At 43.5% G+C, this 377-nt stretch carries 2 tRNA genes; both read left to right on the top strand.

The features are described 5' to 3' along the window. The first annotated feature begins 44 nt into the window (after positions 1–44). Positions 45–121, top strand: a tRNA-Met gene (locus ACU68Y_RS09160). A 130-nt stretch (positions 122–251) separates the two neighbouring features. Further along, positions 252–326 (top strand) — tRNA-Glu (locus ACU68Y_RS09155). Positions 327–377 lie beyond the last annotated feature (51 nt).

The following is a 377-nucleotide window of genomic DNA, read 5'->3' as shown; positions in this document are numbered from 1 at the left end:
GTTAAACACCGTATCGGTTCGATTCCGATCCTCGGCACCAATAACGCGGGATAGAGCAGTTTGGTAGCTCGTCGGGCTCATAACCCGGAGGTCGTAGGTTCAAATCCTGCTCCCGCAACCATACATATAGTTTATGTAAAACCTGAGTAAAAAAACTGAAAAAAAGTGTTGACAAAATGCTTATTAAATGCTAAAATAAATAAGTAAGTTGTTAACAAATGAATATATAAAACGAAAACATTAGTAATTAAGGCCCTATGGTCAAGCGGTTAAGACATCGCCCTTTCACGGCGGTATCCCGGGTTCGAATCCCGGTAGGGTCACCAGATATATGGGCGATTAGCTCAGCTGGGAGAGCATCTGCCTTACAAGCAGGG

This window comes from Finegoldia sp. P1-F-LS (assembly GCF_052932205.1).
Note: the sequence above shows the minus strand (reverse complement) of the source record. Positions and strands in the feature narration are given on the sequence as shown.